Below are 11,030 nucleotides of genomic sequence, written 5' to 3' on the forward strand. Positions count from 1 at the left end.
GGTGACTAATGGGGCTCGAACCCATGACATCTGGAACCACAATCCAGGACTCTACCAACTGAGCTATAGTCACCATAAAAAATTTTTATCATAATTTAATAACTTTAACATCAATTAGTTTTTTCGTCAATATTAAATCCAAAAGTATAAAAAATTGCGCTCGACAGGATTTGAACCTGAGACCTCTACCTTCGGAGGGTAGCGCTCTATCCAACTGAGCTACGAGCGCTGAATAAATTTAAATAATAATTATGATTACAAATATAAAATTTAAAAATTATGATAATCATTAGTATAGTATATTATAATTCATTAACAAAAACAACATAAAATATATTCATACTCTTTTCATCATATTAAAAAATTCATAATTAGTTTTTGTCATCGATAATTTATTAATTAAAAACTCCATAGCATCAATTTCATTCATCGGATGAATGATTTTTCTTAAAATCCACATTTTTTTCAATTCTTCAGATGAAGTTAATAATTCTTCTTTTCTAGTACCAGATCGATTATAATCAATTGCAGGAAAAACACGTTTTTCAGCAATTTTTCTAGACAAAGGAAGTTCCATATTACCAGTTCCTTTAAATTCTTCATAAATTACTTCATCCATTTTTGATCCTGTATCAATTAAAGCTGTTGCAATAATTGTTAAACTACCACCTTCTTCAACATTTCTTGCCGCTCCAAAAAAACGTTTGGGTCGATGTAATGCGTTAGAATCAACCCCACCTGTTAAAACTTTTCCAGAAGATGGTACAACCATATTATATGCTCTTGCTAATCTAGTAATAGAATCCAAAAGAATAATTACATCTTTTTTATGTTCTACTAATCGTTTTGCTTTCTCAAGAACCATTTCAGAAACTTGAATATGACGAATCGCTGGCTCATCAAATGTTGACGCTATAACTTCTCCTGTTACTGATCGTTGCATCTCAGTCACTTCTTCAGGACGTTCATCAATTAATAATACAATTAGAATACAATCCGCGTGATTATAAGCAATGCTTTGTGCAATATTTTGCAACAACATTGTTTTTCCGGCTTTAGGAGGAGCAACAATCAAACCACGTTGTCCTCTACCTATTGGGGATGACAAATCTAATATTCGAGCTGTTAAATCCTCGGTGGATCCGTTACCTATTTCCATTCTCAGTCGTGAATTAGCATGCAACGGAGTTAAGTTTTCAAACAATATTTTAACACGTGAGTGTTCGGGTTTATCATAATTTATTTGATGCATTTTAAATAAAGAAAAATATTTTTCACCAGATGTTGGGGGCCTAATATTTCCTGAAATAGTATCACCAGTTCTTAAATTAAATCTTCGAATTTGACTTGGTGAAACATATATATCATCTGGTCCTGCTAAATATGAACTACTCGAAGAACGTAAAAAACCAAATCCATCTTGCAATATTTCTAATACACCATCTCCAAATATATTTTCTCCACTTCTTGAATATTGTTTCAGAATAGTAAAAATAATATCTTTTTTCCTCATTCGAGCTAAATTTTCTAAACCAATTTTATTACCAAGGATAATCAATTCTGGTACTAACATATTTTTCAGTGTAGTGAGATTCATAAATGTTAATTCTTTAATAAAAACCAAAATATAACTCGGAAAATATCTTTTCAGTTATTTTGTATAATAAAAACATAAAGGATAATTTTATATTTGGAGATGATAGATATCTGTATCATCATATTAACACGATATTAAAAAAATATCTAGTGGTTTTAAAATCGCTATATAGTACTTAAAAACACATGAATTATGTAATATTAAAGTGTAAATGTAAAAGTTTTTTTAATTCTTGAATTGAAATAACACCAGAATGACTAGAAATAAATTTTTTATTATTAAAAAATAATATTGTTGGTATGCTTTGTATGGAATATTTTTCTGTAATTTCCTTACAGTCATCTACATTAACTTTAGCAATTTGTAAAGAATTTTTATATTCTTTAGAAATTTCTTCAAGAATTGGAAGAAAAATCTTACAAGGACTGCACCATTCAGCCCAAAAATCTAATATTAATGGTTTTTTATTTTTTAATACTATCGTATCAAAATTAACATTAGTTACATTAACAATATAATTACTCATAAAATTGTATTCCTCATAATCATAAAATATAATTTTAATATCAAAAAACCAATCAATGATATTGTTTAATAGTAAAATGAATACTGTTTCATATAATCCGAAATATATGAGTTAAATATCGAATGCATTACCATAAAAACAAACTCTAGATTTATGAATAAAATAAATTTTTATATAATTTAAAAAAATAAAATAAATCAAATGAATAAAAAATATTTAAAATTTTTTAAAAAAATAAGTAAAATGATTATAAAAATTCTAATAATAATGATTCTCACAGATCATTATTTATAAAATTATAAATATCATCAGAACATTATTTGACATGATCTGCAAATGTTTAATAAATTGTGATATCGATCATTCATAAAAAATTAAATCTAAAATCATTGAATTTCATAATTTTTAATATAAATATAAAATTAAATTTCTTATTCATTGTTTTTAAAAAATTCATTAGAGAAAAATAAGAATTTAATTTAAAAATATAAAAAATTAATTAATTATTTTCATGCACCAAAAATTAAAATCATACATCCTTTTCAAAAATATTATTTTTCAAAATAAATAATTTCGAATAATATTTTTTAATTTTAAATCTATTAAAAATCATAATATCTTCATGAATATTACTAATAAAAATTTTAAAAATATTAAAAAAATATAAAAATCATATATTTAAAAATCTTAAAAAATATTTAAAATACTATTTTTTATTTTTATAAATTAAAATTTTAAAATCCAATTCTATTTTCATAACCAACTAACACTAAATAAAAATAAAATATAATCTTACAAACATAAAAAATTTTATAATCATTTCTAAAAAATTAACTCATTCATATTAATAAAAATAAAAATCATAATTTTATAAATTAATAATATTTTCATTTCTTAAATACTAATCAAATAATGAAATATTGATATCCATAATGAATAATGAAATAAAAATCAAAAAATGAAAATTAAATTTTTAATATTAAAAAATTATATAATAATATTTATGATGTCTAGATAAAAATAAAGATTATTATATTAAAATATCAATAATTATATTTTTAAATAAAATATTAAAAATTTAAATAAAAAACTTAAATAATTATCAATATGTATAAAATTTTTATTAATATATTACTTTATAAATATCATAAAAAAAATAATTCATGTTATAAAAATAAAAAGTTTAAAATTTTTAATTCATATAAAAATTAAATTCATATGATAGATATTTTTATTATTTTACCAAAATAATAAGAATTATAAAATATAATCATTAAAAAAAATAACTTCTATATTTAATGATATCATGTGTTATATGATTCATTTCATTCATAATGTGATTATGAATCCTGTACTTATTCTGTAACAGTATTCATCTAAAATTCAACAATTGAATTGTACTGAATCATATAATATTTATTTTATAAAAGTATAATATTTAATTTATAAATATACTTTTCATATTTTTCATATGAATTCTTAGTTTTCTACCAATATTTTCAATCTTATGATTATAAATAGCGTCATTAATATTTTGCAATTCTATATTATTAATATTAGTATTAGGATAAGATACACCAATATCTTCACGTAGAATATTATCTTTGAAAAAGATATCTAATATTGGTAAAGCTCGTTTCGTAAATAAATAACTACCATATTCAGCAGTATCAGAAATTACAAGATTCATTTCATATAAACGTTTTCTAGATATAGTATTTGCAATTAATGGTAATTCATGTAGTGATTCATAATATGCAGATTCTGATGAAATACCAGAAGATATCATGGTTTCAAAAGCTAATTCAACTCCTGCTTTTAAAATAGCAACCATTAATGTTCCATATTCAAAATAATCATTTTCAAAAATTTTAATATCAGAATCATAAGAATTTTCAAAATTTGTATTTTTTATTTCTGATCTCCATTTTAATAAATTACGATCCTTATTTTTCCAATCTTCCATCATACCTGAAGAAAATTTACCTGAAATAATATCATCCATATGCCTTTGAAATAGTGGCTTTAATATTTTTTTTAATTGTATTGATAACTCATGAATACGAAACTTTGCAGAATTAGAAACACGATTCAACATTAAAGTAATTCCACCATGTTTCAAAGATTCAGTAATAACTTCCCATCCATTTTTTAACAAATTCAATGCAAAACCAGATTCATGTCCGTCATCAATTAACTTATCATAAATAATTACAGAACTGGTTTGTAATAAACCACATAATATCGTTTGCTCACCCATTAAATCAGATTTTACTTCAGCAATAAATGATGATTTTAATACTCCAGCACGATGACTTCCAATAGAATAAGCCCAACATTTCGCAACATCATAACCTTTTTTATAAATATCATTTTCAGAATGCACAGCAATCAAAGAAGGAACACCAAATCCTCTTTGATACTCTTTTCTTACCTCAGTACCCGGACATTTTGGAGCTACCATAATTACAGTAATATCTTCACGAATCTTCTCACCCATTTCTACAATATTAAAACCATGAGAATAACCCAACACCGATCCTTTTTTCATCAATGGTTGAATTTTTCTAATAACATTTGAATGTTGTTTATCTGGAGTTAAGTTAATTACTAAATCAGCTTTAGGTATTAATTTATCGTAATCATCAACTTTAAAACCATTATGAGTTGCATTTACCCATGATTTATTTTTATTTTTAATGCTGTCTTTTTTTAAAGCAAATGCTATATTTAGTCCTGAATCACGCATATTTAAACCTTGATTCAGACCTTGAGAACCACAACCAATAATTACCACTTGTTTTTTTTTTAGAATATCTATTATACCTTTAAATTCTGATCGATCTAAAAATTTACATTTTTTTAATTGAATTACTTGGTTTCGAAAATTCAATTGATTAAAATAATTCTTGGTCATGTAAAATGTTCCTATAGTGTAATATTAAAAAACACATAATTAAATATAACTTTAAAATATATCATATTATTTATACATTAAATTTTGAATTTTATTTTTATTGCGTACTGCACCTTGATCAGCGCTCGTAGCAAACAGTGAATACAACTTTAAAGATAATGAAACTTTACGAATTCGATTTTTTGGATGATACGGATTTTTGGATTTATTCTCTAAAATGATTCGTTTTTTAATTTCTTCATCGGAAATATCTACATAAATTAATCTTTTTGGAATATTAATATGTATGACATCATTATTTTTAATTAAAGCAATTAAACCTTTATCAGCAGCCTCTGGTGAAATATGACCAATTGATAAACCCGAAGTTCCACCAGAAAATCGACCATCGGTAATTAGAGCACATGTTTTATCTATTCCCATAGATTTTAAATAAGTACTTGGATACAACATTTCTTGCATACCCGGTCCACCTTTTGGACCTTCATATCGAATAACCAAAACATCTCCCATGAAAATCTGGTTACTCAATATTGCTTCTACTGCATCCTCTTGACTCTCATAAACTTTAGCAGGTCCTTTAAAAATCATTTGATCTTCATCTAAACTAGCTGTTTTAACAATACATCCATTTTTTGCTAAATTTCCATATAAAACAGCCAAACCACCATCCTTGCTGAAAGAAAACTTTTCTGAACGAATACAACCAAATTCACGATCTTTATCTAAATTATTCCATCTAAAATCTTGTGAATACGGTTTTACTGTTCTAACACCCATAGGTCCAGCACAAAACATACGAATAACTTCAATATCTTTTGTTTCTATGATGTCAAATTTTCTTAATGTATCATTTAATGTAATATTTAAAATATTTTTGACAAAACCATGTATTAATTTTACTCTATTTAATTCTCCTAAAATACCCATCACTCCACCAGCACGATGAACGTCTTCCATATGGTATAAATCTGTACTAGGAGCAACTTTACATAAATGAGGTGTTGTTTTTGATAAAAGATCAATATCACTCATAGTGAAATTAATTTCACCTTCTTGAGCAGCAGCTAATAAATGTAGTATTGTATTAGTTGAACCACCCATAGCAATATCTAAACGCATAGAGTTTTCAAATGCATTCTTATTTGCAATATTACGAGGTAAAGCAGAATCATCGTTACCATCATAATATCGTTTTGTTAACTGAACAATTGCCTTTGCTGATTTAATAAACAATTTTTTTCTATCAACATGCGTTGCTAATAAAGTACCATTTCCTGGTAGCGCTAAACCCATCGCTTCTATTAAACAATTCATAGAATTAGCAGTAAACATTCCTGAACACGAACCACATGTCGGGCATGCAAATTTTTCAATATTATTTACAATTTTTTCAGAAACATTTGGATTAGCACTATTAGCGATTGCATCAACAAGATTAATTTTTTTTACTTGATCTAAATAATTCACTTTACCAGCTTCCATGGGACCACCGGATACAAATACAGTTGGTATATTTAATCTTAATGCTGCCATAAACATACCTGGAGTAATTTTATCACAATTCGAAATGCAAATCATAGAATCTACACAATGTGCATTAATCATATATTCAACAGAATCTGCAATTAATTCTCTTGATGGTAAAGAATATAACATACCCGAATGACCCATTGCAATACCATCATCAATCGCAATAGTATTAAATTCTTTTGCAACACCACCACTATTATTAATTTCTTCTGCCACCAATTTTCCTACATGGTGTAAATGTATGTGTCCAGGAACAAATTGAACAAAAGAATTTACTACAGCAATAATAGGTTTTTTAAAATCACTATCTTGCATTCCTGTAGCTCTCCATAATGCTCTTGCTCCTGCCATATTTCTACCACTAGTACTGGTTTTAGAACGATATATCGGCATATTTAATCTCAATCATGTGAATTAAAAATAAAACCATTACATTAAATTCATATTATTTCAGGGATGGAGGGAATTGAACCCACAACTTTCGGTTTTGGAGACCGATACTCTACCAAATTGAGTTACATCCCTAATACTTTCATATTATACGTATTAAATAAAATTTAGTCCACTATCAAATGCATAAAAATTTATTAAAAATATCCATTTAACATAAATTCATAAACAGATACAGAAACTCAAAAATAATTTTATAATAGAATCCATAAATTTTATATTAAATACATAAAAATTAAAATTTATACTGTATTCATAAACTACATTTACAATATATTTTATTCAAAAGTTATTACCGAAGGAAAAAATTATGAAATTTCCAATTTATTTAGACTATGCAGCAACAACTCCAGTAGATGAAGAAATTATGAAAAAAATGATGAAATATTTAACCATCAATGGAATATTTGGAAATTCATCATCCAGATCACATCAATTCGGTTGGTCGTCAGAAGATATAGTGAATAAATCAAGAGAAAAAATAGCTCAATTAATTAACGCTGATTCAAGAGAAATAATATTTACATCCGGAGCCACTGAATCCAACAACTTAGCAATTAAAGGATGTAGTGATTTTTATAAAAATAAGGGTAATCATATTATTACTAGCAGTATTGAACATAAATCAGTACTAGATACATGTAGATATCTTGAACAAAATAATTATTCTGTTACATACGTCAACCCTGATCAATGTGGAAGAATTAAAATAAATAATATTTTAAAAAACATCCATGAAAATACAATACTAGTTTCAATCATGTATGTCAATAATGAAACAGGAACAATGCAGGATATTCAAGAAATATCAAAGATTTGCCGTTTAAAAAAAATTTTTTTACACGTTGATGCAACTCAAGGAGTTGGAAAAATTCCTATCGACCTTAAAAAAACTCATATTGATTTAATGTCATTTTCTGCACATAAAATATACGGACCTAAAGGTATAGGAGTATTATACGTAAAAAGAAGACCAAGAGTTCGGTTAACAGCACAAATTCATGGAGGTAGTCATGAACGAGGAATGAGATCCGGAACTTTACCAGTTCACCAAATTGTAGGAATGGGAGAAGCATGTCATATTGCTAAAAATAATATGTTTCATGAATCAAAATATATTGAAAATTTAAGAAATATGTTATGGAACGGAATTAAAAATATTGAAGAAATATATTTAAATACTAATTTAAATCATAGTGCACCACATATTTTAAATGTCAGTTTCAATTTTGTTGAAGGAGAATCATTGATTATGGGATTAAAAAATTTAGCTGTTTCTTCAGGATCAGCTTGTACATCTTCTAGTTTAGAACCATCATATGTATTACGTGCATTAGGATTAAAAGATGAACTTGCACATAGTTCGATTAGATTTTCAATTGGTAAATTTACTACAAAAGAAGAAATTGAATATACAATTACAATGATACATCAAGCAATTAAAAAATTACGTGACTTATCACCACTGTGGGAAATGTTTAAATCTGGAATCGATATGGAAAAAGTAAAATGGCAATCTAACTAATGTTTTTAAAATTTTTTATAATTTAAAAAAGGAAAATTTATGACGTATAGTAAAAAAGTAATTGATCATTATGAAAATCCTCGTAATGCTGGTTCTTTTAAAAATACAAAATCAAAAAAAATTGGTAGTGGATTGGTAGGAGCACCAGCTTGTGGTGATGTTATGAAATTACAAATTAAAGTTAATGAAAATGGAATTATTGAAGACGCGTGTTTTAAAACATACGGTTGCGGTTCTGCAATCGCATCAAGTTCATTAATTACAGAATGGATTAAAGGAAAATCAATTGATGAAGCAGAAAAAATAAAAAACACTACTATTGCAAAAGAATTGCAATTACCTCCAGTAAAAATTCATTGTTCAATTTTAGCAGAAGACGCAATTAAAGCTGCAATTCGTGATTACAAAAATAAAAAAAATAAATAATTCTTATAATCTTGATGAATTTAAATTATACATGTTGAAATATAAAAATATAAAATTTGTATAAAATATTTCTTTTAAAATACTACATCAAGGAAAATAATTCAATGTGCAAAATAATCTTTTTACCTCATAAAATTTTAATTCCTAAAGGAGCAAAATTTTCAATAAATATTGGGGAAACAATTTTAGATATTGCTCTAAAAAACAAAATCAATATGCAACATGCATGTGAAAAATCATGTGCATGCAGCACATGTCATTGCATTATTCGTAAAGGATATGATTCATTATCTAAAATTACTGAAAAAGAAGATGATGTTTTAGATAAGGCTTATAACGTTGAATATTACAGTAGATTATCTTGTCAAGCTAAAATCATTAGTTTAGAAAAAAACATTGAAGTTGAAATACCATAATTTTAATATCATTAAAAAATTTCAATAAATCACTATTTTTTAATTTTATCATTAGAAATATTTTTAAAAATTATATTTATTTTTATACCTTTAATATATAAATTTTTTTGAAAAAAACTCATTAAATATTTTCGGTAACTATTTGAAAGATTCAGTACTCTTTTTCCATGTATAACAATGGTAGGAGGATAATATCCTCCGAAATGTGCATATTTTAACTTTATTTCTTTACCTTGAAAAAATTGTGGTGAATTTTGACAAACTGCATGATTCATAATTTTAATCAACTGTGATGTTTTTATAGGTTTATTGAAACATTTACATAATTTATATAAAAAGAAAAATATTTTTTTAATATTTTTTTTATATAAAGCAGAAATAAAATGAATATCAATAAATTGAAATATTGTATACTTAGACAACAAAAAATTTTTAATATGTATTTTTTGTTTAAGAGTTAAATTCTCAGATTTATTCATTAAAACTAATAATCGTTTTCCAGAACTCAGTACAGTATTAAAAATCCATAAATCTTGCTTAGTTAATCCTTGTTTCACATCAACCATTACAACCACAATTTGTGCATATGAAATAGATTGTAAAGTTTGTAATATTGGTAGTGATTGTGTAAGATTTTTATTTTTATTTTTTATACCAGCAGTGTCAATAATTATGAATCTCTTTTTTTTCATCATTAAAGTTTCAGAAATACTATCACGAGTAGTGCCAGATGTATCAGATGTTACAACTCGATTTTTATTTAACAGTGTATTTAATAAAGTTGATTTTCCTACATTAGGTTTTCCAACGATAGCAATAACTGAATCATATTTAATACTTTTATATTTATAAATAAAACTATTTTTATTAAGATAATTTAAAGAATAATTATACAAATTTTTATATTTAAAAATTAACCATAATCGTAGTTTTTCTTTTAAATCACTGATCCCAATATTTTTTAAAGAAGATATAAAAAATACATCTTTAACATTTAAACAATAATAATCGTAAAAAAAAGATTCATAATTTTTAATAGTATCAATTTTATTGATAACTAAAAAAATCTTTTTTGATTTTTTTTTAAGATAATTAATGAGATCTTTTTGAGAATTAGACACCATATCTTGAATATTTAAAACAAAAAATACAATATTAGATTCTTCTATTGAATACATGATTTGATTAAAAATTTGAATTTCTAATGGTTCTTTGTGGCTTTTTAAATCATTTATTCCAGAAGTATCGATAATATTAACATCGAAGTCATCAAATTTTATTACTCCATATTTACGATCTACAGTAAAATTTGAATAATTATGAACTAAAGCAGAATTTTTATTAGTTAATTGATTAAATAAAGTAGATTTTCCAACGTTAGTTTGTCCGATAAGTACAACTGTAATAGTCATATTATAAAATTCATTTGATATTAAAAATAACATTATATATAATTAAAAAAAAAATTTAATTTTATATAAAAAACAAATACATTAAAAAAATAAATAATAAAAAAAGGAAAATAAAAATATATAATACATATCAACTAAAGAATTGAATGTAAATAAATAAACTTATAAACTAATAATTCAAAGTTAAATTCCATTAAAATAAAAATCATATTGGGAAATAATATATTA

At 24.8% G+C, this 11,030-nt stretch carries 8 protein-coding genes and 3 tRNA genes; 3 read left to right on the top strand and 8 right to left on the bottom strand.

What is annotated here, in order from left to right:
* From AB4W46_RS02130 to AB4W46_RS02160, 7 genes are all read right to left on the bottom strand, one after another.
* Nucleotides 1-73: transfer RNA gene (locus AB4W46_RS02130), tRNA-His, on the bottom strand.
* Nucleotides 74-155: 82 nt separating this feature from the next.
* Nucleotides 156-229 (bottom strand) — tRNA-Arg (locus AB4W46_RS02135).
* A 108-nt stretch (nt 230-337) separates the two neighbouring features.
* Complete coding sequence (gene rho / locus AB4W46_RS02140; RefSeq protein ID WP_367678503.1) at nt 338-1,597, bottom strand: transcription termination factor Rho; 1,260 nt, start codon at nt 1,595-1,597, stop codon at nt 338-340.
* A gap of 190 nt (nt 1,598-1,787) precedes the next feature.
* Nucleotides 1,788-2,123, bottom strand: coding sequence for a thioredoxin (trxA, locus tag AB4W46_RS02145; protein ID WP_367678504.1), 336 nt, complete (start codon nt 2,121-2,123; stop codon nt 1,788-1,790).
* A 1,438-nt stretch (nt 2,124-3,561) separates the two neighbouring features.
* Entirely contained in the window at nt 3,562-5,040 is a 1,479-nt protein-coding gene (gene ilvC / locus AB4W46_RS02150) for a ketol-acid reductoisomerase (RefSeq protein WP_367678505.1), read from the bottom strand.
* A gap of 66 nt (nt 5,041-5,106) precedes the next feature.
* A complete protein-coding gene (gene ilvD / locus AB4W46_RS02155; protein ID WP_367678506.1) occupies nt 5,107-6,966 on the bottom strand; it encodes a dihydroxy-acid dehydratase in 1,860 nt (619 codons plus the stop codon).
* 58 nt (nt 6,967-7,024) lie between these two features.
* Nucleotides 7,025-7,098: transfer RNA gene (locus tag AB4W46_RS02160), tRNA-Trp, on the bottom strand.
* Nucleotides 7,099-7,333: 235 nt separating this feature from the next.
* Between AB4W46_RS02160 and AB4W46_RS02165 the strand changes: the two genes are divergently transcribed.
* The 3 genes from AB4W46_RS02165 to fdx all read left to right on the top strand — a co-directional run bounded on the left by AB4W46_RS02165 (nt 7,334) and on the right by fdx (nt 9,390).
* Nucleotides 7,334-8,548: an IscS subfamily cysteine desulfurase gene (locus AB4W46_RS02165; RefSeq protein WP_367678507.1), complete on the top strand. Its 1,215-nt coding sequence runs from the start codon at nt 7,334-7,336 to the stop codon at nt 8,546-8,548.
* 39 nt (nt 8,549-8,587) lie between these two features.
* A complete protein-coding gene (gene iscU, locus AB4W46_RS02170; protein WP_367678508.1) occupies nt 8,588-8,974 on the top strand; it encodes a Fe-S cluster assembly scaffold IscU in 387 nt (128 codons plus the stop codon).
* 104 nt (nt 8,975-9,078) lie between these two features.
* Nucleotides 9,079-9,390 (top strand): ISC system 2Fe-2S type ferredoxin, encoded by a 312-nt coding sequence (gene fdx / locus AB4W46_RS02175; protein WP_367678509.1) that lies wholly within the window; start codon nt 9,079-9,081, stop codon nt 9,388-9,390.
* 32 nt (nt 9,391-9,422) lie between these two features.
* Here fdx and der read toward each other — a convergent pair whose 3' ends face one another.
* Entirely contained in the window at nt 9,423-10,802 is a 1,380-nt protein-coding gene (gene der, locus AB4W46_RS02180) for a ribosome biogenesis GTPase Der (RefSeq protein WP_367678510.1), read from the bottom strand.
* Nucleotides 10,803-11,030: the final 228 nt, after the last annotated feature.

Source organism: Buchnera aphidicola (Panaphis juglandis), from assembly GCF_964059065.1.
GTDB classification, from domain to species: Bacteria; Pseudomonadota; Gammaproteobacteria; order Enterobacterales; family Enterobacteriaceae; genus Buchnera_L; species Buchnera_L aphidicola_AM.

Coding starts and splice junctions, on each gene's coding strand:
- trxA (WP_367678504.1), bottom strand. CDS start 2,123: ATGAGTAATTATATTGTTAATGTAACTAATGTTAATTTTGATACGATA.
- ilvD (WP_367678506.1), bottom strand. CDS start 6,966: ATGCCGATATATCGTTCTAAAACCAGTACTAGTGGTAGAAATATGGCA.
- rho (WP_367678503.1), bottom strand. CDS start 1,597: ATGAATCTCACTACACTGAAAAATATGTTAGTACCAGAATTGATTATC.
- ilvC (WP_367678505.1), bottom strand. CDS start 5,040: ATGACCAAGAATTATTTTAATCAATTGAATTTTCGAAACCAAGTAATT.
- iscU (WP_367678508.1), top strand. CDS start 8,588: ATGACGTATAGTAAAAAAGTAATTGATCATTATGAAAATCCTCGTAAT.
- fdx (WP_367678509.1), top strand. CDS start 9,079: ATGTGCAAAATAATCTTTTTACCTCATAAAATTTTAATTCCTAAAGGA.
- AB4W46_RS02165 (WP_367678507.1), top strand. CDS start 7,334: ATGAAATTTCCAATTTATTTAGACTATGCAGCAACAACTCCAGTAGAT.
- der (WP_367678510.1), bottom strand. CDS start 10,802: ATGACTATTACAGTTGTACTTATCGGACAAACTAACGTTGGAAAATCT.